This is a genomic window from Psychrobacter sp. KFRI-CH2-11, from assembly GCF_038239325.1.
GTDB lineage: Bacteria > Pseudomonadota > Gammaproteobacteria > Pseudomonadales > Moraxellaceae > Psychrobacter > Psychrobacter celer.
On the sequence record NZ_CP151283.1, the window covers coordinates 2,759,291 to 2,784,886 of the forward strand.

Below are 25,596 nucleotides of genomic sequence, written 5' to 3' on the forward strand. Positions count from 1 at the left end.
CTATCTGCTCGAACATCACGATCAGACATCATAACCAGATGTTGTGGCTCAGCACGGTAGCTAAACATTGATATTAACTAGCCAAGCTTTGATATTACATAGTACAAATGTATCTTGTTTTTTGAATTTAGGTGTATAAACGTTATGTTTTTCAACATCGCGATGACGTCATTTTAGATATCATCAGCCCCAAATAAAACGGACATAACAACTACTATGTGCCACGTGCTGCTGGTGTTTATTTAGCGCCGTCATAGAAGTATATAAGATCGCCGTACCTGACCATCGCTAGGCTTGCTCAGCTATGGCTATTATTTATCTTGACTTCCTCCCCTCCCTAAAGTGAGGGGATTCCTACTAAAGACGGCCAAGCCCGACCGCGAGAATGTTTTTTGCTCCATTAACATCTCTGTTATGGGTCGTTTTACAAGAACGACAAAACCATGCTCTTATACCAAGACCTGATCTACCTTTCGGACTGTCTTGGCGAGAGCCGCAACACGAGCAGATTTGGGTGCTGTACGCTTCATTGACTTCGATATAGTGGCAACCTGCGTTCGCGCATTTGTAATCCAGTTGCCGCTTTATTTCAAACCAACCAGCATCATAGACGGATTTGGCCAGTTTGGATGAAGTGAATGATGTTGATTTGATTTTACCAACAACGATTAGGCTGTTGGCCTTAACAAGCTTTGATGTGAATTTATGGATCAGATCTTGACGGGTGTTTTTAATCTTGGCGTGAATCGCCTTAACCCGCTTTTTGTTTTTAGCTCTTTGAGCAATGGCCAGTTTTTCAGCATATTGATGGGTCAGCTTAGTGGTTAGAACATCGCCATCGCTACTGACTGCTGAATCTTTGCAGCCTAGATCAATACCGACTTGACCAGTACCGCACTTAATCTTTGGAAACTCTTTAACGGTGATACAGGCATACCATCTGCCTCGTGCATCTTGTACCAGCTCACAGGTGTTGATGGTATAGAGCGAGAGGTTATAGCTGTCCCACATATCAATGATTAGCTTTTCACCCTTAGCAAGGCTTAGCTGAATAGTAGATTTAAGGCTTTTCTTGCCTGATTGATGGGTTGCTAAGTGCTTAATAGCGGTCTTTTTAAACGGAATCCAGCCCAAGCTTCTTCTCTTGGCCTTTGGATTATTGGTACGCCAGTTGAGTTTGGCTTTTTTACACTGTTTACGGGATTTAGCGTGAACCTCACTAATCGCTTGCAAGGTTTGACTGTGCAGATTTAGATATTCGCCACTACCTTTGGTATAAGCGGCCAAATCATAAGCTAAAAAGAATTTACCTGTGCGCTTAAGGTGTTTAAAACTAAGCTCATTGACGTAATTCCAGACAAAGTTAACCGCACCAGCCAAGATATTGAGCTGAGTGGCGTGTTTGTCTTTGATGCGTAGCTTGAGCGTTTTCATGGAATAATTATGATCTCAATGCAGTTGGGTATCAAGGGGTTCGCCATACTGGGCGACAATGGCTGACGCCTGATATCCACGCTCTAGAAGGATGTGAATATAAGGCGCTGGATCATAAATATGTTAAGATAAGCGGCATTATCAAGTGGGGACGTTTCTCGTTTGAGAGAAAAACCCCTTTATATTGAACCTTTTAACTTTCATTGATAAGCGCTATATCTGCGATCACAGTCTGGCATGATGGCGGCAGTTTTCTCACGTTGCCTCATACTGCACGCGATAGCGTTTATTTGTTTTATGCCGACGCATTTATGATTAGGCGCAATGCCTACAGGAAACCTATATGTCATCCTCCATCACCCAAAAAGCCCACGCTGTCATTGGATTTCGCAAAACCCGCCTATCACGCTTTATGATGGGGGCGTTATTGGTCGCCATTGCTGCTGGCTGCTCAAACAATGCCGCCGATGCCACCAGCAACACCGGCGTGGTCAATAGCACTCAGGCAAATACCAAGACAGTATCGGCAGAGAGTGATGCAGCGGTGGTCAGCGCGTTGCAAGAAAACCTAAAAACCTCGGGGATCGAGGAGACTATCCTCTCAGCCGTACCGACAGATATGGACGGTATCTATTGGGCGACCGCTGAAGGGCTGCCGTCTTTTTTTACGGATAAGTCGGGCAAGCACATCATTCAAGGTCAGATCATCGCGGTCGGTGACGGCGCGCCGGTCGATATCAGCGCCGCATTGGTGGCCAATACCGCCCAAAAAGCATTGCAAGCAGTCGATAAAGATGAGCTGATTATTTACCCAGCCAAGGGTGAGACCAAAGCGGTGGTCTACTCGTTTACCGATGCCGACTGCCCTTATTGCACCAAGCTGCATGAAGAGATGGCTGATATCAATGCGCGCGGCATCGAAGTGCGTTATTTGGCGTGGCCTCGTAGTCAAGCATCGGTACCCAAAATGGAGGCAATCTGGTGCAGCCAAGATCGCCATGCCGCTATGAACCAAGCAAAAATGGGCGCCAACGTGCAAGCGCCTAGCTGCGAAAACCCAGTTGCAGCGCATATGGCATTAGGCGCAAGATTGGGCGTGCGCGGTACGCCAGCTATCTTTACGGAGTCTGGCCAGCAAATCGGTGGCTATCTGCCGGCTGAGCAGCTGGCACAAACAGCGATTGACGCCAGCTAGCACGCTGCTTTTATATCATTGACTTTGGCGACAGTCAGTTTGGGTGGACGTCACAACTGCATGTCGGTATGATACGATGAAGTGTCATAAAACATCAGCAACACAACCGTAGTGTAAACATCAATGTGAGTCTTTTTTATTCAACGATAATGACGCCTTGATAGCCCTATCAAAAACGACATTTGCGCCCACCGTATGCTCGATACGACCAGCGCATTTATCTGATAGCAGTGTTATGCTGGGCGTCTTATATTTAACCTCTTGAGGATACTGTGAGTCATTCCATCAAACTAGCGATACTTGGTCTAGGCACCGTCGGAACGGGCGTGATCAATCTAATCAATGACAATTTAGATGAGCTAAAACGCCGCAGCGGCCAAGACATTACCATTACCGAAGTGGGTACGCGCCGTCATCGTGATGATATTGATCCCAATATTATGCAAAGCAGTGACTTGATGGCAATTGCGGCAAGCGACAATGTCGACATCGTGATCGAGGTGATCGGCGGCACCACACTCGCCCGCGAAGTCATCATGCATGCCATCAAAAACGGTAAGCATGTGGTCACCGCAAACAAAGCCTTACTCGCCGAACACGGCAATGAGATCTTTGCTTTTGCAGAAGAACACCATGTCCATGTGGCATACGAGGCAGCAGTCGCAGGCGGTATTCCAATCATCAAAGTGATGCGTGAAGCCTTGGCAGCCAATAAAGTAGAGTGGCTGGCCGGCATCATCAACGGCACGGGCAACTTTATCATGACAGAAATGCGTGATAAGGGTCGTCCGTTTGCTGATGTACTGAGCGAAGCCCAAGCGTTAGGATATGCCGAAGCCGACCCAACGTTCGATGTCGAGGGTATCGATGCGGCGCATAAGCTGGCCTTACTGGCCTCTATCGCCTTTGGCATCCCGCTACAGTTTGATAAGGTCTATTGCGAAGGCATCACAGATATCACCTTACAAGACGTCAACTATGCCGAAGAGCTGGGCTATCGCATTAAGCATTTAGGTTTTGCGGTGCGCCGTGATGGCACAGGCGACGATGCTGCGACTGGTATCGAGCTGCGCGTCCATCCGACCCTCATCCCGCAAGACGCTCTTTTGGCCAATGTCAATGGCGTAAAAAACGCAGTCTTGGTCAATTCACACCCACTCGGGCAGACCTTGTACTGCGGTGATGGCGCCGGTGCAGGCGCGACCGCGTCGGCGGTAATGGCTGATGTCATGGACTTGGTACGTGTGTTAGGTAGCAAGGATGCCGACGATACAAGCAACAACGGTCACCATGTGCCGCACCTCGCGTTTATCCCTGAGCAACTATCTGACACACCGATCCTACGCGCTGAGCAGATGACCACGGGTTACTACTTGCGCGTCCATGCTTATGATAGCCCAGGAGTGCTGGCCGATATCACGCGTATCCTCAGCGATGCAGGTATCAATATCGATGCGATTTTGCAAAAACCGGCGCACAAGGTTGGTCAGGTGCCTGTCATTATCTTGACGCTGCCTGTGGTTGAGAGCCGCATGAATCTGGCCATCGAAAAAATCGAAAAACTAGACACAATTACTGATAAAGTAGTACGCATTCGCCTAGATGAGCTAGCGTAAAAACAGCAAGATGGATAGCTGCTAGCCTGTCAGCGTTTGGCCAAAAAGTGCCACACGTTCATTTAAATACGTAAAAAGGAATAATAACGATGTCAAATGATGCAATTGTGATTTTAAACGGTGCCCGTACTCCTATGGGCGGTTTTCAAGGCTCGCTAAAAGATGTGAGCGCAACCGAGCTTGGCGGGGCGGCGATCAAAGCCGCTGTCGAGCGCTCAGGTGTCGATGTCGACAGTATTGATGAAGTCATTATGGGCTGTATTTTGACAGCAGGCTTAGGTCAGGGTCCTGCCCGCCAAGCGATGCGCAACGCCGGCTTGTCTGATGCGACAGGCGCGGTCACTATCAATAAACTGTGCGGCTCAGGCCTAAAAGCGGTCATGCAGGCTCACGATGGCATCAAAGCGGGCAGCTTTAAGGTCGCAGTCGCAGGTGGTATGGAGTCGATGACCAACGCTCCTTATATCATGCCAGGCTCGCGCGCAGGCTACCGTATGGGACACAAAGAAGTCAAAGACCATATGTTTTTAGACGGTTTAGAAGACGCAGAAACGGGCAAGCTGATGGGCATGTTTGCCCAAGAAATGGCTGACGAAAAAGGCTATACACGCGAGCAAATGGACGAGTTTGCCATCGAATCGCTCAATCGTGCGCTGACAGCAATCAAAGACGATCACTTTAAAGACGAGATCGAACCCGTTACTTTTAAAACCCGCAAGGGCGAGCAAACGGTCGATACCGATGAGCAGCCAGGTCTTGCCAACGCCGAGCGCATCCCTACCCTGCGCCCAGCATTTGCCAAAGACGGTACCATCACCGCCGCAAACGCCAGCTCAATCTCAGACGGTGCAGCAGCAGTCGTGTTGATGAAAGAATTACAAGCCAAAGAAGAAGGTCGTGGCTATCAAGCACGTATCATCGCCACCGCGTCTAACTCTCGTCATCCAAGCGAGTTTACCATTGCACCGATTGGGGCGATTGAAAAGGTTCTAGAAAAAGCTGGTTGGACGATTGCAGACGTCGATCTTTGGGAGATCAATGAGGCCTTTGCTATGGTCACGATGGCGGCGATGGATGAGCTAAACATTGACCATGCCAACGTCAACGTCGAAGGCGGCGCTTGTGCTCTTGGTCATCCAGTTGGATGCTCTGGCGCGCGCATCTTGGTCACTTTGATCAATTCACTTAAGCGTACAGGCGGCAAAAAAGGCGTGGCGACCTTATGTATCGGTGGCGGCGAAGCCGTGGCGGTAGCCATCGAGCTTGCTTAATCAGCAGCTGCCTGATGATAGAGGCAATATTTAGATTAATATAAGCCTTAATAGCAGTCAGGCTGCTTATTCTTTAATATATAAAGCTCTTAAATGTATCAAAACCGCACGGCGATATGCTCTGCGGTTTTTTTTGTGTTTGTCATTTCCTAAAATAGCCAAATTATTGCACCGTGTAAAAACGCGTTAACTTGTACCCCTTACTCTGTTATGACACTTACAGCCTATTACACGTCATTACCTCAAGCGCACACTTTGCTACCTTGCTTATATATCTCATCTAAAATCAGGGTGTTACGATAATTACAAGTTGAGGTAGCAACTGCCGAGGTAACATTCAATGACTTAACCAAACGTTGTCATTTTAATAATCAATAATGAACTCATAAAAAAGGAAGACAATAATGAGCCAGCTAATCCGTTTAAAAGACATCCAAGCCACGCACCGCGACCTAATCGGTGATGACTACTACGACCCAACGGGCAAGACTGCCTATGGCGTCAATGAAGAAAAAATCGGTAAAATCGAAGGTGCACTGGTAGAGGACACTACTGGCCGTATCCGTTATTTGATCGTAGATGTAGGCGGCTGGTTTAGCTCAAAAGAAGTCCTTGTCCCAGCAGGTCTGGCACGTATCGTCGGTGATGATGTATTCTTCGATAGCTTAACAGAAGCGCAAGTCGAAGCGATGGAAGTATACGACCATGATTATCAGTACAGCTATAAAGAGCAATACGAAAAAGACCGTCAAGCCTTTGTCGCAGACAGCGTGCCAGAAGCTGAGCGTATGGAAATTGCTGACCATGCTTATGAGGCACCAAACACCCTAGAGCTACTAGAAGAGCGTCTAACCGTCAATAAAGATCGCATCGTAGCAGGTCTGGTCAAAGTCGGTAAACATGTGGTCACAGAAGAGCGCAACGTCGATGTCGAGCTAGAAGAAGAGCATGCCAATATCCAGCGTACCAATGTCGATCGTCCAACAGATCGCCGCATCGGAGATGTCGATGGTAATGAAACCATCGAAGTCGAGCTAGAAGCAGAGCGCGCACGCGTGGGCAAAGACACTTATGTGGCAGAAGAAGTCAACGTCGGTAAGACGACTGAGCGCCATACTGAGACGATCGTCGAAACCATTCAGCGCGAAGAGCTAGACATTGACCGTGATGGTAATGTGGTAGACCGTGAAGGCAACATCGTCAATCGTGACGACATCACTGCCGAAGACGTACGCCGTGCTCGCGGTATGTAATCCACAACAGCCTTATACTGGCCGCCTCCCTGATTGGTTATAATAATATAACAAACACACCAGTCATAGTCGCCACTTACAGTTAAGTATGCCTGCACTACAAGATAGGAGGCAGCGTCACTTAGCAAATAAAGGCCAGAGCATGTCTCTGGCCTTTTTTCTGGCTTTCACCAAATAGCATATCGATCTTGCGCCATGACATTGATAGTATTTCATAATATAAGGATATCAAAATGACCACTGACCCTAATGCCGTCACCGACTCCAACCGCGCCCCATCGAAAGACGATGGCATCTCTACATCAGTCACTCCTCTTCACAAAGACACCACGCAGACGGCCGAAGATACAGATCCAGCAGCTGACCGACATCCCTCATCACAAGAGGTTGGTCATTTAGAGCTGCTAGAAGAGCGCCCTGTGGTCAACAAAGAGCGTCTTGATGTCGGCAAAGTCACAGTGACCAAGCACCGTCGCACCAAGACCATCGATGTGCCAATAGAGCTGGTAGAAGAATATCTTACCATTCGTACTGAATACCATGATGCCGAAAGCCAAGACTTACTATCAGGTCAGTACGATGATAAAGATATTTTGCGTCACGTCGAGCCTGCGCTAGATAGCAAAGCGGTGGTGACGGTCAATGGCCAGCAGATTGAAATCGATGAAGCACCGCTCGAGATCGTCTTATCTCGTCAAGTTGCCACCATTACCAAGGAGACATTTGCCATTCAAGAAGTTGATGTCAATAAAACCACACATACCCATACCGATAGTATTCAGGTGACCTTGAAGCATGAAGAGCTTGATGTCACCGAAGAAGGGTTTTTGGCTCATGAGCATGATGCCACTGATGATATAGCCAATTCAAAATAAAACCGATAGGTGCATCTTAATGTGCATCAACTTTAACAGCTTTATCAGAAGCCCACGATAAGTAAGCTGACGACATAAAGGTAATACAAGGCAATACGACAAAAAAAGCAACGCTGTGGTAGCGTTGCTTTTTGCGTACAGTATCGATCATCAATGCGGATTCGTAAAATATAAATATAACCATATGAGTGTATTAGTCATTATCGACTGCAGACTCGCTCTCACTGCTGGTTAGCTGTTTAGTTGGTTAGCTGTCTAATGATAAAATCACGACGGCGTGGTTAGGCAGCTGACTCATCGGCGCTAGGCTCGGCTGATTTTTTACATTCATAAGTGCTGACATTATCGGCATCGGCACCAGCGGTACGCATTATACCTGTCTCACGCTCTGTATGCGCCACACGCCACTGTACAAACCCTACACCACCATCGATGGCGGTATCGAGATTGAAAACTTCTGGGTTGCTCGCATCATTGGTTTTGGTCAAAGTCGCAGTGCCATTGGCTGTTTCGATGACCACTTGATTATCAGCGTCTTTATAAGTTGCTTTTACCTCCAATGCTGGCGAGCATGAGTAGGTCATCTGAGTGACACCACTATTGACCATCGCGACCGTATCATCTGCCACCTCATCAGCTGGCGCGTCCATTACCACATCATTTGGCTCGGCAGGCTCAGCAGACATCGGTACAGATTGCTCTTCGCTGATGCTTTCTTCTAGGCTAGGCTCAGTTTCTTGCTGTTTTTGGCAAGCGCTGACAGTCATGACACCAGCCAATAAGCCCGTTAAAACGACAGAGGTTCGAAATTGTTTTAATAATTCTACGTTCATCACACTCTCCAAAACAAATATGTTAAATACTATAGCGTGTCCCTAAATGCGCGCCTATGTACAATTTGTAAACAATCCATACAAAAACAGTGAGCATTTACCTGCTTCTAGAGGCTGTCTGCAAGCCAAAAAAGACACTTAATGTCTTTCTTGGTGTCTTTCTTGATGTCCTAATCTCATTCATCAAAAAGCCCCTATCTGTGCAAGATAAGGGCCTGTAAACATCTCATTTAAACTGCTTGATATGCTTAGATCTTGCCATGGCACTGCTTGTACTTCAGGCCTGAGCCGCAAGGACAAGGCGCGTTACGGCTGATATGCATGCCTGCATATGGGTTTTCCCCAGCAGCGCTCGCACTGGCATTCGCACCTGCAGCACCGGCCGTCATACCAGCGGCGGCCGCGCCTGCTGCTTGGTTACGGTTTTGCGCTGGTGGCTGCGCGGCACCGGCGTTGCTGTCTAAGTTATCGACATCATTGTGCTCAAATTGCATCTGCATTTGCGCGGCGTTTTCACGCTGCTGCGCCTCTAGCGCTTCTAATTCTTCTTTGGTCGGGATGTGTACGCGTGATAAGTCTTGTACGGTCTCAGACTTGATGGCACCAAGCATCATCTGAAACAGCTCAAAGGACTCGCGCTTGTACTCTTGCTCTGGGTTTTTTTGTGCATAACCGCGCAGATGGATACCTTTACGTAGCTGGTCCATCTGGGTTAAGTGCTCTTTCCAGTGCTTGTCCAAACTTTGCAGCATAAAGTGACGCTCAAGCTGGGCGGCGTCTTTTTCGCCCATTTGCTCGCGGCGAGTATGATAACGATCCAATGCCGTTTGGATGATTTTGGCTCGCAAGCCTTCTTCATCTAGGCGGCGGTCTTCATCCAGCCAATCATTAATCGGCATCGAGATTTTAAACTCATCCTCTAGCTCGTCTTCTAAGCCGTCGATATTCCACTGGTCATCGATAGAGCCTGGCGGAATAAACTGATCGATCATGGCATTATAGACTTCATGATGCATGACATCGATGGCCTCTTTTAAGTCCATCTCTGCGAGCAAATCATCGCGCTGACTATAGATGACTTTACGCTGCTCATTGGCGACGTCATCGTATTTGAGTAGATTTTTACGGGCATCAAAGTCGCGGCTTTCGACTTTACCTTGGGCGTTTTCGATCGATTTTGAGACCATCTTATGCTCGATGGCTTCGTCTTCTTTTAGCCCCATGGCGCGCATCATATTGACCACGCGGTCGCCTGCGAAGATACGCATCAAGTCATCTTCTAATGATAAAAAGAAGCGCGACATGCCAGGGTCACCTTGACGACCGGCACGGCCACGTAGCTGGTTGTCGATACGGCGTGACTCATGACGCTCAGAGCCGATGATATGCAGACCACCAGCGGCCACGACTTGGTCATGTTTGACTTGCCATTCTGCTTTTAGGCGCGCCATCTCTTCTGGGCTGACCGCATCGATGTCTTCGATAAACGACTGCCAGTTACCGCCCAAGATGATGTCAGTACCACGGCCTGCCATGTTGGTGGCGATGGTCACCGCTTTTGGGCTACCTGCCTGCGCGATAATCTCTGCCTCACGCTCGTGCTGCTTGGCGTTTAGGACGTTATGTTTGATGCCTTCTTGATCGAGCAGATAAGACAACTCTTCGCTGGCCTCAATCGTCGCTGTACCGACCAGTACCGGCGCACCTTTGGCCTGAATCTCTTTGATCTCGCGGATGATGCCTTTGTATTTACCAAGCTTGGTCAAGAAAATCTGATCGTCCATGTCGATACGGGCGATCGGCTCGTGCGTTGGAATCACGACGACGTCTAAATCATACGTGGATTTAAACTCCGCCGCTTCGGTATCGGCCGTGCCCGTCATACCAGAGAGTTTGTCATAAAGACGGAAATAGTTCTGGAAAGTTGTGGTCGCAAGCGTTTGGTTTTCTGCCTGAATCTCGACGTTTTCTTTGGCTTCTACCGCTTGGTGCAGGCCCTCTGACCAGCGGCGACCGGGCATGGTACGGCCCGTGTTTTCATCAACGATGATGATTTCACCGTCATCAACGATATAGTGGACGTTTTTGACAAACACATGATGGGCGCGAATGGCGGCTTGGACGTGCGCGAGCAGCGGCAAGCGACTTGGGCTATACAAGCTCTCGTTTTCGCCAAGCTCACCGACTTCTGTTAAAAAACGCTCGATTTTTTCATAGCCTTTTTCGCTAATCTCAATCTGACGGTTTTTTTCATCAATCCAAAAATCTTCATCTTCGTTATTTTTATTGGCTTCTTCGTCTTTTGAGCGCTTAAGCCGTGGAATGATAGTGTTAATCAGCGCATACATGCGTGAAGAGTCTTCGGCTTGCCCTGAGATAATCAGCGGCGTACGTGCCTCATCAATCAAAATTGAGTCAATCTCATCGATGATACAAAAATTCAGCGGGCGCTGTTTTTTCTCAGCGAGGCTAAACACCATGTTGTCACGCAAATAATCAAAACCGTACTCGTTGTTGGTACCGTACGTGATATCAGCTTGATAGGCGTCGATTTTTTCTTGTGGCGGCTGCTGTGAGTAAATCACGCCGACGGTCATGCCCAAAAAGTTAAAGAGCGGACGGTTTAGCTCCGCATCACGCGCCGCAAGATAGTCGTTGACCGTGACCAGATGCACGCCTTTGCCGCTGATAGCGTTTAGATACATGGCCAAGGTACCCATGAGGGTTTTACCTTCACCTGTTTTCATCTCGGCGATTTTGCCTTCGTGCAAGGTGATACCACCGATCAGCTGCACATCATAGTGGCGCATGCCATTGACGCGCCATGACGCCTCACGGCAGACAGCAAACGCTTCTGGCAATAGCGCATCCAAGCTCTCGCCGTTTTGGTGCCGCGCTTTAAACTCGGCAGTTTTTTGTTGTAATTGCTCATCAGACAGGGCTTGTATCTCAGCCTCTCGTGCGTTGATCTTACTGACCACGCGGCGCATGCGTTTTAGTTCGCGGTCATTTTTGGTGCCAACCACACTGCCTATAATCTTTGATAACATAATTTTTTGACCTATGGAAATATTCGATAATTAGTGCGCATTAGCCAATGCCTAGCGTCGCACCCTACTGGGTGCTTGTCGTCACTCGGCGCAGTTTATCTAATACTGCGCGCTATTTTATGATACTGCGCCTAACTAAGTATCGCCCAATTAAGTGTGCCGTCATTATATATGGTTATGACGCTGATGGATACAAGGGCTGTGAGCAGATATTTGCCGACGTAAAAACAGCGCTGAACGTGTTAAAATAGCGCCTATACCCTTAATTTAACAGCTGTTTGGTGATATCAATAAACGCAAATAGCTGCCAACCTGCATCCCTGATTTATTCTAAAAAGTACGCATTCTTTCTAAGCAAACCCATTTAAGTACCATAAGAGACTCTGCATGACCGTCAACACCTCTGCCCCGCACGCTCGTATTAGCCATCCTGCGCCCACAACAGATACCGCGGCCAAACAGCCTTCATCCAAGGCAAGCGCTGCCAAATCTGCAGACGCCGATCAGCTACTTATCGGCGATACTGTTTATCATTTGGCCGATCACACGCCGATGATGGTGCAATATCTAACCATGAAAGCCAACTATCCACAAGCGCTGCTGCTATACCGGATGGGTGATTTTTATGAGCTATTTTTTGATGATGCCAAGCGCGCCGCGCAAATACTAGACATCACGCTCACGCGCCGCGGCACCGACAAGGCAGGCAATACCATTGCCATGGCGGGTGTGCCGTTTCATGCTGCCGACAGCTACATGGCGCGGCTCATCGCGGCAGGTCAGACAGTGGTCGTCTGTGAGCAAGTGGACGACGCATCAACCGATGCAGCCAGCCCCTCATCCGCCCCATCGGCGATGGGCGATAAACAAAAAAAGAGTAGCAAGGCCACTGGTATCATGCGCCGTGAGGTGGTCAAAACGCTGACCGCAGGCACCATCACGGATGACGCACTGATCGCGCCCAACCACACGCCGACGGTGGTGGCAATCGATACCGCCCAGCCGCGCGCAAACAGCAAGCAGCCACTACAGGCCGCCGTCAGTCAGCTCGACTTGGCCGCTGGCACCTTGACCACTCAGAGTCTGAGCGCCAATCATGATGACTACGATGACCTACAAACGCAGATGCTGACGGTGCTCGCCCGCTTCGCCCCTAGCGAATGTATCATCAGCGAAGCACTAAGCAATGCTACTGGCAGTGCTGATACCGACTGGCCGCTATGGCTGCGACAGCACCTGGACTGTCCGATCATCGAAGTCGCTGCCAATGACTTTCATCGCGCCCATGCCGCAGACACCCTTTGTCAGCAGTTTGGGGTGCAGCGTCTCGATGGGCTTGGTATCCATGACGCGCCGCTTAGCCAGTCTAGCTGTGCCGCCTTGATTCATTATGCGCAGCAAACCCAGCAGCGTCACGTGCCGCAGGTCAATCAGCTTATCGTCGAGTTTAGCGATGATTACTTGATCATCGATGCCGGTAGTCAGCAAAACCTTGAGCTGTTTGCTCCAGTCAGTAGCAGCGGCACATCGCTGATCTCGGTCGTGGGTCACTGCCAAACGCCGATGGGACGTCGCCTGCTGGTGCAACAAATGAAACGCCCCTTGCGCCAGCATGCGCGTATCAATATGCGCTTAGATGCGATAGCCAGTCTCTTGCAGATAAACAGCCAGTCTGGCGAAAACAAACATACTAATCAGCATGTAGAAAGTAATTCACTGGTCAGCCATATACGCGACACGCTAAGCGCCATCGGTGATATCGAGCGCATCACCAGCCGCATCGGCCTGATGAGCGCCAAACCGCGAGACTTGCGCAAATTGGTGGACGGTATCAACAGCAGCGCGCAGCTGAGCACCTTATTAGAGCAAGCAGGCATCCATCACGAGCAGGCAGGACTGCTGGCCATGCTCATGCAGCAACTGCCCGCGCAGCTACCTGCGGTACAATCTGTCGCCGAGCTGATCGAAGGTGCCATTATCCCAGAGCCGCCTGCTCATATCCGCGATGGCGGTATGCTGGCAGCAGGCTATGACGCCGAGTTTGATCGCCTCACACACCTGCATGACAATATCCAAGTGACACTAGATGAGATGGTCGCGCGCGCCCGTCAGGACAACCAGCTACCCAGTCTAAAAGTCGGGTTTAATAAAGTCAGCGGCTTTTATTTTGAGCTGCCCAAAATGCAAGCCAAAAACGCACCCGCGCACTTTATCAGGCGACAGACGCTCAAGAGTAGTGAGCGTTTTATCACCGATGAGCTAAAGGAAGTCGAGACCGAATATCTAAGCGCACAAAGCTTAGCACTGGCTCGCGAAAAACAGCTATATCATGAGCTGCTGACGATACTCAGTAGTCATTTGGCCGCATTGCAGCAGCTAAGCGCTGCCATCGCCCAAATAGATGTGCTCAGCAACTGGGCGCAGCTTGCGACCCTTTATAATTGGCAACGTCCCGTTATGACTAACGATTCAAACGATGGCAACTTGTTAAAAAACAGCAGCCAGACCCGTATCGACCAGAGCAGTATCGACATCCAGCAAGGCCGCCATGTGGTGGTCGAGGCGGCATTAACCCCCGACAATACCAGCAGCCCAGCCGCGCAAGGCGCAACGCAGACCTTTAGCCAAAACCCCAGCCAACACACTAGCAAACCTGCGCGCGCCCATGCCTTTGTCGCCAACGACTGCGCGCTGGGCAGTGCCAATACTAAAGAAGGACATCCTGAGCGCCTGCTGATGATCACAGGCCCCAATATGGGCGGCAAATCCACCTACATGCGCCAGACCGCTCTTATTGTCTTGCTCGCGCACTGCGGCAGCTTTGTGCCAGCGGCCAGCGCGCGCATCGGTGATATCGACCGCATCTTTACCCGTATTGGCTCGGCTGATGATCTGGCAGGCGGCAAGTCTACCTTTATGGTCGAGATGATCGAGACGGCCAATATCTTAAACCAAGCGACCGATAAGTCACTGGTGCTCATGGATGAGGTCGGCCGCGGTACCGCCACCACCGACGGGCTGGCCATCGCCCACGCTTGTGTCAACAGGCTGCTTGAGATCGGCTGCTTGACCCTGTTTGCCACCCACTACTTTGAGCTGACACAATTGGCTGCACAAAATAAAGGTATTCGTAACGTCCATGTCGCCGCCAGTGAAATCGACGGTCAACTACTACTGCTGCACCAAATCCGTGATGGCGCGGCCAGCTCTAGCTTTGGCCTCCATGTCGCCAAGATGGCCGGCATTCCGCCATCGGTGATTGGTGATGCCAAACGCTACTTGCGCGATCATCCAACGATGGTGGCGAATACTCAAAGCGTTAATGACTCTCAAGACGTTGATGACTCTCAAGGCGTTGATGACAAAAGCGACTTAGCTAAGTCGCGAACGGATAATTGCCAGCTTGATAATCAAAAGCCGCTGACCACGATAGAGGCCAGCCCTCTAAGCCATGAGCAAGCAGCGGTAGATATTCCACAGCAAAATCAACTATTTAGCTTGCAAGACGAGCTGGCCGCCATCAACCCTGACAACCTAACACCCAAACAAGCGCATGATCTGCTCTATCATCTTAAGGATATCATTAGTCACTAAAGGGAATTGTCAAATCAGCATAAAGGCGCTAAAATGTGGCTTGTTTTTAGTCAATCTAGTTTTTTAGTTACTCTAGCCCTTATGGTGCATCATTAGGCAGACTGCCGCGACGATTGAGTATCGCGATCGCCGTCATACTCGCCGCGGTAGGTGCTGACGATACAGGCACCATATCAGCCAAATCAATAACAGGTAGACATCACTATGACCTTTGTCGTTACAGATAACTGCATTCTTTGCAAATACACCGACTGTGTGGAAGTCTGTCCTGTGGACTGCTTTTATGAAGGACCAAACTTTTTGGTCATCGACCCTGATGAGTGCATCGACTGCGCGCTATGTGAGCCTGAATGCCCTGCCAATGCCATCTTCTCAGAAGACGAGGTGCCGAAGGGGCAAGAGATGTTCACTCAGCTAAATGAAGAGCTGGCGCAAAAATGGCCAAACATCACAGAGATGAAAGAGCAGATGCCAGAAGCCGCCAAATGGGACGGCGTCGAGGGTAAGATTCAGTATTTAGAGAAGTAGGCAGCCTGATTGCACTTTGATGCGGGGATAAACCCCGTCAATAAAAAACCACCGAGCGGCAGAGGCTATTCGGTGGTTTTTTTATCATAACTACTGACAAGCTTGTGGTAAATATGCGTCTTTGATACCCGCACTTGCCCGACATTGCCACGTCCCATCTGCTAAATAATCAAGGCTGAGCGTCTGCGCTTGCAAATAAGGCAGGTTTTGAATACGACAAATAATAGCATTTGCTGTCGTACTGCCAGACAGCGGTGCTGTGACGGTAAACTGACAATATTTGGTCTGGGCTGGCATATTTAGCCCACGAGGACTAAAACCTGTCACCCCTGCGCCATTGTCAATCAGTGTGCGATATGGCATTTGATACTGATTTATTTCTTTATAAACAGTCATGATCTGGGTCTTTCTGACCTGCATCTGATAGCTGATGGTCGCTGTCGCTGCCAAGATACCGATGATAGCGACGACGATCATTAACTCTATCAAGGTATAGCCGGATTGTGCGCTGCCTGATTGTGTCAGATGACGATTTGCGGCAGTATTATATTGATACTTCATAGCGTTATTATCAATTGATGTGATAATTGCTATGGTGCAGAGAGTGTGCCAGTTAGGTTTGGCGACTAGCCAGTTATTAAACGCAAAAAAGCCAAACAATTCGTTTGGCTTTTTTGCGTTTAATCAGACTTTGCATACACTGGACATTTCGTTAAGTTTTCGAACTTTGCGAAGTTATAGAAAATACTATTTAAAGAATTTTCCTTGAGAAGCTCAAATCCAGACTAAACTTCATTTATTAAGAGCAAGTTTTAGGTTTTACCTTACCGTCCACAGTTGAAGCACATGTCCATACCCCAGGAGTACCTGCAGTATCGGCAGTGCGAGACCATGTAATAGTCTCACCTGTAATTTGTGAAGCCCCTTGTAAGGTACACTCAATTGTTGACTCACCATCTGTAGCAACAGCTGCAGTAATGCCAGAACAGGCTGATGTGTCAGCAGCTAAACCAATCTCGGCTGGAGTTGTAATAGCAGCACTTATGCCTTCGGCCAGTTGTGACTCAGTATTCACTTTACCAGCAGTTATATCAGCTAATCCGACAGATACCTGTGATTTAGCAATATAGTTTTGATACGCAGGAATAGCAACTGCGGCTAGAATACCGATGATAGCAACCACGATCATTAGTTCGATTAGGGTAAAACCTTTTTGAGCGTTCATAAGAACTCCTTTAGAGGGGATAAAGATAACGGATATTCGCTCGCGCTATCTCTCGTTATGTTATGTAATGGATATAGTGTATTGGTCTTTCGTGCTCTAGTAGATGCATATAGCGTGCCAATATCATTAGTCACAGTAGGTATATATGCTAAGTGCCCAATTCTTATCGCTATTTTCGTGCAGATACTTACCATACTGCTATCTACTGACACTAATTGTTACGCTAATCATACCTAAAAGTGTCAGTTTATGTCAATAGTGGCCACTTTCGTTGACAATAACTGACAATAATTGTCAGTTGCCAGACTATTTTTTAGTCATTCCACTCGCTGCCAGTGCCGCATTTTTTTTCAGTACCGATAGTACGGCATTTAATGTTTTGATAATTAAGACTCAAGACGCCATCACTTGCCATTTGCGTACCAGACTTCGGCGTTGCCGTAATCATCCACGTAGAAGCGAGCGGATCAGGGGTAAAGCCGACCGTATATAGCGCTGCACCTTGCTGAGGATAGGCGGTCGCAAAGTCTGCTTTGATCTGCGCACTGATAGCACGGTAGCTACCCTGTGCCAGCTTGCGACTTTCAATCTCTGAGGCGATATTTTGCATCTCTGTCATCATATCGACCCGCTTGGTCTTGATGACATAGCGCTGATAGCTGGGATAAGCGATAGCCGCGAGCACACCGATGATAGCGACGACGATCATCATCTCGACGAGAGTAAAGCCACTCTGTGTATGCTTGCTACTGTTGATCATTACCACTCCTTCTGGCCTGTGCCGCAGTTCTTATCGCCTATTTTTACTTCATTCTTACTTTGACAACGCACACCGTTACTGCCGAGCATCATATAGTGAGCATTTTTAGTGATACCTGTGTTGTTAGGTGAAGCTAGCATTTTCCATGAGCGACCTGTGACTGTATCAACATCAGTGCCGCTAGTTATCAAAGAGCTGCTGGTGTCTCTACCATCAACCAACGTAATCTGGTAACGGTAATTACTAGCGTTACTCCCACTTGGGACATAAATCGTCTTATTGGTTGGTCTGTCGTCATAAACATAAGTTGGAGTAGCAGTACCGTTGCTAGTAGTTATTTTTTGCGGAGCAAACCCTTGATAGCTAAGCTGTCTGCTGCGCCATCGCTCCAGCTCTATTTGAAGTTGTTGCATCTTAGCTTGGACGTCACGCTCCGCATTTAGTACTGCATAGCGCCGATAGCTAGGAATAGCAATGGCAGCTAGTATACCGATGATAAAAATGATAATCATCAGCTCGATAAGCGTAAAGCCCTGAGCCACGCGGCGCGCGACTGATGAGCGATATGCCATTATGTTTGCCGCCATCTTTTGTCACCCTTATCTTTTATCTTGACGAAGTCTCACTATAAAACACCAGTTTTTTATTGACTGCTGTTTTGCTCATACCATGCTTTTGGCTGTAGCGTATAGCGCTCATTAAATAAGTATTCCGTTGCGCTACCATCACCGCCAGCTTGACTTGGCTTATCAGTACCAGGATAAAGATCTTTGATATTACTGTCGTTTTTAAAACCATCTTGACCGTATCCAGCACGGTTTGCAGCTTCGATACGATCAACAATAGTAGTAGTACCTATCAAGACCTTTATGTCTTTGTTATCAGCGTTGTATGCACCAAGCGTCAGCTCTTGAATACCTTGTCCTGCCGGAACGTAGCCACCAGTGCCTGTCACTGAATCATCATCCATACAGATACCGTAAGGTAGACAATATAGCTGACGCTCTGAACCACCTACGATTCGTGCTGCACAACTTGAGACGGCGCCATAGATTTTATCGGGGTTATAGACAGTGGTATATAAGATATTGTTGATAGCAGCCATGTCACCTACACCCTTGTTGTACCTGACTTTACTATAGCCGTCAAAACGAGTCAGTGGATAATACCAGCCTTTTTTGCCACCCGTAATCATCAACTTCTTGACCTCAGACTTCTTATCGGCAGTCACAGTACCCGCAAGCTTATCGGCCAAATTCACCAAGTTTTCATTTTTCAAATTAGTGACGGTTTTAGTGAATCCATCTTTGTATAAATCAATACTCGAGATATCAGTGTCAATGATACCGTAGACTCGATTGGCATACTCATTGTTGTCACGCAACGTCGACAGTGGCGAGCTACGATTACCAGAGATGACATTAATAAGGGCAAAGATACTACCGTTGTTAGAGCCGCCTTCGCTACGGTAGAAGCTTACTACTGGACGGGTATAAAAACGGTATGCATATTTTTTGTCGACATCAGCACTGGCATTTAGGATACGAGTCATACTTTTATTGCTAAACTTATCAACTGCGTCAAAACCAAACTGCTCGATTCGCGCATTTTCAAAGTCTGCTCGAAACACCTGTCCACCAAGGTCAGCAGCATAAAGATGATCCATCAGCCCGTCATTGTCACGGTCAAGTACGGTAATTTCGCCCGTAAAACTATGAATCATGTTGCTATTATCACTTTTGGTCGCTGACCAAATTAAATCGCCAGTCTTAGCATTAATCATGTAGATAGCATTGCCTTTAGCAGGCTTGCTATCAGTAGGAGCATACTCAGCGTCTTCGTAGCTCATATCATAGCCACCACCAAATATCAGGACATCAGTAGGTTTAGTGTTTTTGTTAGCGTCTGATCCTTTATTTAAGCGAATTTTGGCCGCTGTTGGTTTACTCCAAATTTGTCCAAGTCGAGAAAACTTCGTCGAGGGCTCACCGTTTAAGGTGTTTGGCGTGATACTAAATTTAATTTTAGGACTGGATTTATCACTAATGTCTATACCGTAGAAAGCTTGTCCACCCATTCGCAAGCCACCATAAGCAAACATACCCTTATCATCTGTAGTGTCCACTGTGACTCTTTTATTCTCTAAATCGTATTTATAATCAGTGGTGACCAGCCACGGCGCATCAACACCGAAATATGGTGTTCCAACTTCATCTTTTATAGAACCTTCTACCAATGCTTTTGGTTGCGTCTCCACCATAAGCTTAGGGATGATAGCGAACTCTTCTACACCTGTATCAGCGTCGACTAAATGCAGTGCCCCATCCATTGAGCCAAATAATACGTAATCGTCGCGCGTATCAGTGATACGGCCATTGTTATCTAAGGTCGCGCCATAAGAGACTGCTGTGGGTGTAGAGTGCACTACTCCACCAAGTACCTTGACTTCATTGGTAGGCTGGTCGAGTTTTAGCTTATCTACTTCATCAGAGCTAGTCGACTGACCATCTTTAGTCAATACTTCACTAAAACCTAAAAAGCTCAGTAAACGACGTTTGTTTATTTCATTTGCGTCGGTATAAACACTATCAACAAGGTTGCCGAAGTTTTGTGGCTTACCATTACTATCCACAGTTATTTTGCGTAAAACAGGCGTCTTTTTGTCCTGTAGAGTGTCTTCTACATAGACAGTACGCAGACTAGATAGTCCGGAGTTTGGTGACTTCAGCTGTGCATAGACACCGCCAGCGGCAATATTATTGTTAGCCGGCTTACCATCTACACTAACTCCAACGGTTTGCCACAAGTCTTGAGTGGCAGCACTTAGGTTACCTGCGACATCTTCATATAGCAGCTTATCGTTTTTACCATATAATGTGCCTTTATTTAGGTCATACTTTTTTAGGTTGCCGCGCCAGATACTGCTTGCTGAGGCAATATCTGGATCTAGCATAGGTAGATAGGCATAAGGTAGCTGATTAGCAGCACGATATGGATCATCAGGAATTGTGATCGTGCCAGAGGGTGCTGTGTTGATTATTTGAACCAAACCTGAAGCAAAGTCAACGATACTGGCAGCAATATCTTCAGACTTTTCTGTATAGTAAAAACCGCCATCGCCAAAGGTTTTTACTTCATCATCACCTTTGCGTTCACCAAGCTTACAAAGGTTACGAATATCGTCATCGACATTGTTTCCGCTGTTGCAATCGGTGACTTCTTTTGATTTACCATTGACAATAATATTACGAGTACCTGTTAAGCCATCAAAATCTTTACCAAACCCAACGGTCGCCGTTTTGATCGGCAGCCCTTTTGGGTTGTTAGCAGGGTTACGTAGTAGCGCAGCATAGCTTGCCATACATGCCCAGCCTCTATTACTATCTACATTTGGCAAACCACTGCAAGTATTTATAGATAAAGATGATGAGTAAGACAGTGAGTTATTCATAATAGCTTTTGCTCTGCTAGTGCTACTACCATTAGGATAACCATCAGTTAATAGATAAATACCATTACCACTACATTCTTCATCATTGAGGGGCGATATATAACTGCCGTTATTTTTGGTACTGTTATCAGAGTAGTCAAAACCGCTCCACCAAGTACTATTACTATAACCACTATCTTTTGTAGAGGTGCCCATCATATAAGCACCTGATTCTGCTAAAGCGTGGGCTGTAGGCGTTCCTCCAGTAGGGTTTAGACCTATGACCTTATTGAGCAATTCAACACGCTGCTCTGCGCTCAACTCGCGGGTAGGTGTTAGAATAACTGCCCGACTACCATCACCATTGAGGCTATAATTCCCCATGCCAATACTATAATCATCAGGTAGCGAACCTGTCGGTTTGAGACTTCCATCTTGTACGTTATAAACCCTATCAGCAAGTAGCTCTAAAAGGGCTAATTTGAGCTGTGTCATGCGATCAGTTGTTATATTACTTTGATCATACCTATCAGTACAACCATAAGGAGTATAGGTTCCTTGCGCATGCACTTTATTAAAGTTTAAAACTGTATTACCGTTTTCATCTCGTAGCAGACCATCGGGCTGATTTGCATCTTTTTCACGCTCATACACAACCAGCTGAATGGCTTTATCTGTTCTATCGCTCTTTTTACCCTTACAAGAGCCGTCATAATAGCTCATACTTCCTGATGTATCTAACATCATAAAAATAGCAGCCGTTCCAGGCTTAGCAGGTGCATAAATCTCTAAGTCGCCAATCGGTTTACGCTTAATAGTGGCAGTATTGGTATGCGCAGATGTCGTTATCAGACCCATAATTATTGACGCTGTCAATGCTTTGATAGGCCACTTGCGTGAGTACGATTTGTTATTTCTGTAGATCATGACCTACTCCTAATAGCAATATTTTAATATTTGACTCAGACATAACTATGGTGGTTGGACTAACTAGTAGGTAATGTGCAGAGCTTACCGCTACCTTTACCAAAATTGACACATTTAGTGCGTTTAGATTGGTTTTCGACATTGGCCATCTCATAGATGACCGTACTTGGCACACCCGCTTTTGTCATACAGCCTCCGATAGTATCAGCCGTATCATTTACTGAGTGTAAGCGGCTTGTTTGTTCAAAACAATTTTTGCTACCTACCGATGTGTCACCATATGCTGGTAATACTGCCGTACTATTGATATCAAAAGTAAAAGCTTGACTAGATATCTCGCTACTGTCTTGACCGATTGTATAACTTCTAAAAGGCTCGTTTTCAGAGCTAGGCGGCGTTAGGGCAACACTGACCTGAGTCATGCTGGCATTACGAGCGCTGATGTAGTCATCAGACACAGCTGGATTACAATAACCTTTATTATTCAAACTACCAGATGGAGTAATGATTGAGGCTTTATTGATGTCAAAAAATTGCCCCCGTGGACGAAAGCAAAAGATATACTCATGATCTATACTATCGCTATTTAACATGAAGTGTCCAAAAGGACCACTACGTGAGATCATGTCGTTATAAATATTTGTGTTACTACTGCCATTGATGCTCTGTTCTATATTTTGATGAGCATTATCAGCTGACTGTAATAATAAGGTATTTATTTGGTCACTGGTGGCCAGTCGTAAGTCTGTCGTACTCTGTCTGACCGCAATAACACCTACCAAGATGATTAACATCAAAAATAACAATACCACGATTAATACAGCACCCTGTTGGGCAACTGGCAACTCGCTAGGATATGAGCTCGGCATATCAGACACTTGACTCTCCTTTATGGTGTGTTATTGACAGTAGCCACAATGCTCATTATCCGAGCACTTCGTAACAATATAGTCGATTCATAGCTACGTCGATAGTATTTTTTACGCGAGCTATCTGCTTTAAGTTCGTGCTTTGTGCCTAACAAAGTAAACTCATCTGCATCAGTATCAGTGATGAGCGGTGTGTTACTACGTACGATCATGCCAAGCTTGACGCTTGTAATAGCAGGTTTTTCGCCCTCAGTTGGCTTATCAATATCTAAATAAACGCTAGGTGGCAAATAAGTCAGCTGATCGACAGCTGCCTGCACACCCAAAAGGATTTTGAATTGATCAATAGCTGCAACTACTACTTCACCATTGCCAGTAAATGCCTCTGTCACATTACCATCTGTATCTACACGCCCTGCTGTACAAGCTAATACCAAGTCTTTAGTGGTAGCTGAATTACTTGCACCTGTTGCTAGACGCACAAAGTAACGCTCAACGACCCAGTCTTGTTCTGCTACCTCAATTTTTCCACCTTCACAATCATATAGATCATATGGAGTGATGTTCTTATACTGAATAGTTAATTGGTCACTTGGCTTATCTTTGATGTTGGATAAACCAGTAGCGCTATTTAATGTAAGGTACTTGGTGGCGGTTGTATTATTTGTACCTAAGTTGGTTTGAGTTAATACAATACCACCATGATCAGTAGCATCCGTGATATAACTGATAGGGTTCCCTAGATTTGCTAGACGAACGTGTTCTTCAATAGCTTGCATAGCGAAAATACTGCTATCTTGTACCTCAGAAGCGCTTTGTTGGATAGTGATGGTACGAGTATTAATCAAATAGACCTGCATTACAGCTGCAGAAACCAAAAGCCCAAGAACTAAAGCAATCATCAACTCAATAAGAGTGAAACCACGCATGCTCGTTAAAGATGCATTGGACAACAAACGGGCAGTACGGTATTTTGTCATCTAGTAAGCCTCCGAGATAAGACAGTGACTACCTGTCTTATATACACCATTAGCAGAGGCACAAGCTTTACTATCATTATCATCAAGGATAGCCTTGGTATCACTCCATGCCGTGATAACACACATTTGCTGTTGAATGGCTTGTGCAGATGTACCTGGGCACATAACGATACTAACACTAAGATCTTGATCTTTTGCCATTTTTTTAACTATTAAAGCATCACGTGCTGCTAACTGATTGATATCACAGGACTGCTGGGCGATCTCTTTACCTTCTATGGTTTTAGTGGTGGTAGATAGACAGCTATCTGTTCCTACAATACTCACGACTTGACTATCGATCGTAACGCTATCCGTTGCATTACTACTAACCACCGCTTGTACAGTTGGTACTGCGTTGTTATCACTAGCTACTGCTTTGGCAAAGCTGCTGCCACTACCTGTCACATATGCTTCAGGATAGGCACGCATAACCTCAGCTAAGTTACGTATTATAGTCAAAGACTTTGTGCGTATAAGACTCTCGTCAGTTGCGCTAATGGCCCGCATTTGCAAGGCACTAAATCCCAATACTGCAACAGACAACAGTAATACAGCAACCAATACCTCTACTAGCCCGATACCTGACTGCCTATTATTAACTCTCATTCACAAACCCCTCCTAGCTTGCTACTGATTAGTCCTACGCTACTAACAACTACCTGTCTAGAGGTGGCGGATTTGTTACTATCACAAATAGTATATGTGACCCCGGTACTTACTGTTTTATTAGGCCTGAAAGTTATCTTATTCGCTGAAGACTTTACAATACTCTTCGCATCATATGGATAAGTCGCAATAATTACTAAGTTTGATTCTGTAGGGTTTCCAGCTCCGTTCCCGTTCCCGTTCCCAGTTCCGTTCCCAGTTCCGTTCCCAGTTCCGTTCCCAGTTCCGTTCCCAGTTCCGTTCCCAGTTCCGTTCCCAGTTCCGTTCCCAGTTCCGTTCCCGTTCCCGTTTCCGTTCCCGTTCCCGTTCCCGTTCCCGTTCCCGTTCCCGTTCCCGTTCCCAGTTCCGTTCCCGTTCCCGTTCCCGTTCCCGTTCCCGTTCCCGTTCCCGTTCCCGTTTCCGTTTCCGTTCCCGTTCCCGTTCCCAGTTCCGTTCCCAGTTCCGTTCCCAGTTCCGTTCCCAGTTCCGTTTCCGTTTCCGTTTCCGCCACTATCTGGATCTGTCGGTGGCTTATCTAACGCCCATGCTGAATTAATAAAAAAGCTTGTCCAGTCTTTAGGCCTTGTTACTGTTAAAGATACTAACGGGCCTGAATAGGGAACCTCAACATTGATCATATTGTTTGACTGATTTCCATTAATATAGCTGACGGTTACGGGTATTTTATTAATACTACTTTCAGCTCTAGCCTCTTTTAACACATTTACTAAAGTAGCGGTTGTTGATTTGACTCGCTGATTTGCTAACTGTTTACTTATACTAGGAGCAGCAATGCTTGCAACAATACCTAAGACCACGATCGTCACCATTAGCTCAACTAATGTAAACCCTAAGCAAGCTATAAATCTGGCTTGTGATATCTTTACCGTAGAATTATGCATGTCGCTATCCTATTCTTGGTTACTGTCAAAAACTGACGTGATTCTTATCAAACAATAGCGTATTTAACCGCTTGAAATTTAATCTTTATAAAGGCATCTTAAAAGGTTGTTTAATAGGCTTGAACTATATACCTGCAATTTTTGTACCATTTACTATTACTCAAGTC

Annotated in this window: 19 protein-coding genes; 7 read left to right on the forward strand and 12 right to left on the reverse strand. The window is 46.8% G+C overall.

The annotated features are described in order from the left end of the window. Positions 1–357: 357 nt before the first annotated feature. Positions 358–1,434 carry an RNA-guided endonuclease InsQ/TnpB family protein gene (locus tag AADH33_RS11410; protein ID WP_348548947.1) on the reverse strand — a complete coding sequence of 359 codons (1,077 nt, stop codon included), beginning with the start codon at positions 1,432–1,434 and terminating at the stop codon, positions 358–360. Positions 1,435–1,777: 343 nt separating this feature from the next. On the opposite strand from AADH33_RS11410, the gene AADH33_RS11415 reads away from it, so the two are divergent. From AADH33_RS11415 to AADH33_RS11435, 5 genes are all read left to right on the forward strand, one after another. After that, positions 1,778–2,629: a DsbC family protein gene (locus AADH33_RS11415; protein ID WP_207970162.1), complete on the forward strand. Its 852-nt coding sequence runs from the start codon at positions 1,778–1,780 to the stop codon at positions 2,627–2,629. A gap of 272 nt (positions 2,630–2,901) precedes the next feature. After that, the gene (locus AADH33_RS11420; RefSeq protein ID WP_075101784.1) at positions 2,902–4,245 is read left to right on the forward strand and encodes a homoserine dehydrogenase; all 1,344 of its coding nucleotides are present in this window, start codon (positions 2,902–2,904) and stop codon (positions 4,243–4,245) included. Positions 4,246–4,334: 89 nt separating this feature from the next. Beyond that, positions 4,335–5,516 carry a thiolase family protein gene (locus AADH33_RS11425; RefSeq protein WP_348548948.1) on the forward strand — a complete coding sequence of 394 codons (1,182 nt, stop codon included), beginning with the start codon at positions 4,335–4,337 and terminating at the stop codon, positions 5,514–5,516. Between the two features lie 404 nt (positions 5,517–5,920). Further along, entirely contained in the window at positions 5,921–6,769 is an 849-nt protein-coding gene (locus AADH33_RS11430) for a PRC and DUF2382 domain-containing protein (RefSeq protein WP_289056401.1), read from the forward strand. Positions 6,770–7,002: 233 nt separating this feature from the next. After that, positions 7,003–7,644: a YsnF/AvaK domain-containing protein gene (locus AADH33_RS11435; protein WP_348548949.1), complete on the forward strand. Its 642-nt coding sequence runs from the start codon at positions 7,003–7,005 to the stop codon at positions 7,642–7,644. A gap of 281 nt (positions 7,645–7,925) precedes the next feature. On the opposite strand, the gene AADH33_RS11440 is transcribed toward AADH33_RS11435, so the two are convergent. After that, the gene (locus AADH33_RS11440) at positions 7,926–8,477 is read right to left on the reverse strand and encodes a hypothetical protein (protein WP_334221056.1); all 552 of its coding nucleotides are present in this window, start codon (positions 8,475–8,477) and stop codon (positions 7,926–7,928) included. Between the two features lie 248 nt (positions 8,478–8,725). Then, a complete protein-coding gene (gene secA / locus AADH33_RS11445; RefSeq protein ID WP_348548950.1) occupies positions 8,726–11,527 on the reverse strand; it encodes a preprotein translocase subunit SecA in 2,802 nt (933 codons plus the stop codon). A 552-nt stretch (positions 11,528–12,079) separates the two neighbouring features. On the opposite strand from secA, the gene mutS reads away from it, so the two are divergent. Both mutS and fdxA read left to right on the forward strand, forming a co-directional pair. Beyond that, positions 12,080–15,121: a DNA mismatch repair protein MutS gene (gene mutS / locus AADH33_RS11450; protein ID WP_348549988.1), complete on the forward strand. Its 3,042-nt coding sequence runs from the start codon at positions 12,080–12,082 to the stop codon at positions 15,119–15,121. A gap of 204 nt (positions 15,122–15,325) precedes the next feature. Then, entirely contained in the window at positions 15,326–15,649 is a 324-nt protein-coding gene (gene fdxA / locus AADH33_RS11455) for a ferredoxin FdxA (RefSeq protein ID WP_011279554.1), read from the forward strand. Positions 15,650–15,739: 90 nt separating this feature from the next. On the opposite strand, the gene AADH33_RS11460 is transcribed toward fdxA, so the two are convergent. From AADH33_RS11460 to AADH33_RS11500, 9 genes are all read right to left on the reverse strand, one after another. Beyond that, complete coding sequence (locus tag AADH33_RS11460; RefSeq protein WP_348548951.1) at positions 15,740–16,210, reverse strand: pilin; 471 nt, start codon at positions 16,208–16,210, stop codon at positions 15,740–15,742. Between the two features lie 238 nt (positions 16,211–16,448). Next, positions 16,449–16,874: a pilin gene (locus tag AADH33_RS11465; protein WP_348548952.1), complete on the reverse strand. Its 426-nt coding sequence runs from the start codon at positions 16,872–16,874 to the stop codon at positions 16,449–16,451. A 313-nt stretch (positions 16,875–17,187) separates the two neighbouring features. After that, positions 17,188–17,634 (reverse strand): type IV pilin protein, encoded by a 447-nt coding sequence (locus AADH33_RS11470; RefSeq protein WP_348548953.1) that lies wholly within the window; start codon positions 17,632–17,634, stop codon positions 17,188–17,190. Then, positions 17,634–18,221 (reverse strand): prepilin-type N-terminal cleavage/methylation domain-containing protein, encoded by a 588-nt coding sequence (locus AADH33_RS11475; RefSeq protein ID WP_348548954.1) that lies wholly within the window; start codon positions 18,219–18,221, stop codon positions 17,634–17,636. Before AADH33_RS11475 ends, AADH33_RS11470 begins: the two co-directional genes overlap by 1 nt. 56 nt (positions 18,222–18,277) lie before the next feature. Then, positions 18,278–21,991 (reverse strand): pilus assembly protein PilY, encoded by a 3,714-nt coding sequence (locus AADH33_RS11480; RefSeq protein WP_348548955.1) that lies wholly within the window; start codon positions 21,989–21,991, stop codon positions 18,278–18,280. Positions 21,992–22,050: 59 nt separating this feature from the next. Then, positions 22,051–22,860, reverse strand: coding sequence for a pilus assembly PilX family protein (locus AADH33_RS11485; RefSeq protein ID WP_100748968.1), 810 nt, complete (start codon positions 22,858–22,860; stop codon positions 22,051–22,053). Between the two features lie 20 nt (positions 22,861–22,880). Continuing rightward, the gene (locus AADH33_RS11490) at positions 22,881–23,840 is read right to left on the reverse strand and encodes a PilW family protein (protein WP_243456343.1); all 960 of its coding nucleotides are present in this window, start codon (positions 23,838–23,840) and stop codon (positions 22,881–22,883) included. Beyond that, complete coding sequence (gene pilV, locus AADH33_RS11495) at positions 23,841–24,488, reverse strand: type IV pilus modification protein PilV (protein ID WP_207970148.1); 648 nt, start codon at positions 24,486–24,488, stop codon at positions 23,841–23,843. Further along, a complete protein-coding gene (locus AADH33_RS11500; RefSeq protein ID WP_348548956.1) occupies positions 24,485–25,429 on the reverse strand; it encodes a pilus assembly FimT family protein in 945 nt (314 codons plus the stop codon). Before AADH33_RS11500 ends, pilV begins: the two co-directional genes overlap by 4 nt. Between the last annotated feature and the right edge of the window lie 167 nt (positions 25,430–25,596).

What these genes read in the sequence shown, in the direction of transcription:
- AADH33_RS11425 (WP_348548948.1), top strand. Translation starts at nt 4,335, where the DNA reads ATGTCAAATGATGCAATTGTGATTTTAAACGGTGCCCGTACTCCTATG.
- AADH33_RS11490 (WP_243456343.1), bottom strand. Translation starts at nt 23,840, where the DNA reads ATGACAAAATACCGTACTGCCCGTTTGTTGTCCAATGCATCTTTAACG.
- AADH33_RS11480 (WP_348548955.1), bottom strand. Translation starts at nt 21,991, where the DNA reads ATGATCTACAGAAATAACAAATCGTACTCACGCAAGTGGCCTATCAAA.
- secA (WP_348548950.1), bottom strand. Translation starts at nt 11,527, where the DNA reads ATGTTATCAAAGATTATAGGCAGTGTGGTTGGCACCAAAAATGACCGC.
- AADH33_RS11440 (WP_334221056.1), bottom strand. Translation starts at nt 8,477, where the DNA reads ATGAACGTAGAATTATTAAAACAATTTCGAACCTCTGTCGTTTTAACG.
- AADH33_RS11430 (WP_289056401.1), top strand. Translation starts at nt 5,921, where the DNA reads ATGAGCCAGCTAATCCGTTTAAAAGACATCCAAGCCACGCACCGCGAC.
- AADH33_RS11415 (WP_207970162.1), top strand. Translation starts at nt 1,778, where the DNA reads ATGTCATCCTCCATCACCCAAAAAGCCCACGCTGTCATTGGATTTCGC.
- AADH33_RS11460 (WP_348548951.1), bottom strand. Translation starts at nt 16,210, where the DNA reads ATGAAGTATCAATATAATACTGCCGCAAATCGTCATCTGACACAATCA.
- AADH33_RS11500 (WP_348548956.1), bottom strand. Translation starts at nt 25,429, where the DNA reads ATGCATAATTCTACGGTAAAGATATCACAAGCCAGATTTATAGCTTGC.
- AADH33_RS11435 (WP_348548949.1), top strand. Translation starts at nt 7,003, where the DNA reads ATGACCACTGACCCTAATGCCGTCACCGACTCCAACCGCGCCCCATCG.
- AADH33_RS11410 (WP_348548947.1), bottom strand. Translation starts at nt 1,434, where the DNA reads ATGAAAACGCTCAAGCTACGCATCAAAGACAAACACGCCACTCAGCTC.
- AADH33_RS11485 (WP_100748968.1), bottom strand. Translation starts at nt 22,860, where the DNA reads ATGCCGAGCTCATATCCTAGCGAGTTGCCAGTTGCCCAACAGGGTGCT.
- mutS (WP_348549988.1), top strand. Translation starts at nt 12,080, where the DNA reads ATGATGGTGCAATATCTAACCATGAAAGCCAACTATCCACAAGCGCTG.
- AADH33_RS11475 (WP_348548954.1), bottom strand. Translation starts at nt 18,221, where the DNA reads ATGGCGGCAAACATAATGGCATATCGCTCATCAGTCGCGCGCCGCGTG.
- fdxA (WP_011279554.1), top strand. Translation starts at nt 15,326, where the DNA reads ATGACCTTTGTCGTTACAGATAACTGCATTCTTTGCAAATACACCGAC.
- AADH33_RS11470 (WP_348548953.1), bottom strand. Translation starts at nt 17,634, where the DNA reads ATGATCAACAGTAGCAAGCATACACAGAGTGGCTTTACTCTCGTCGAG.
- pilV (WP_207970148.1), bottom strand. Translation starts at nt 24,488, where the DNA reads ATGAGAGTTAATAATAGGCAGTCAGGTATCGGGCTAGTAGAGGTATTG.
- AADH33_RS11465 (WP_348548952.1), bottom strand. Translation starts at nt 16,874, where the DNA reads ATGAACGCTCAAAAAGGTTTTACCCTAATCGAACTAATGATCGTGGTT.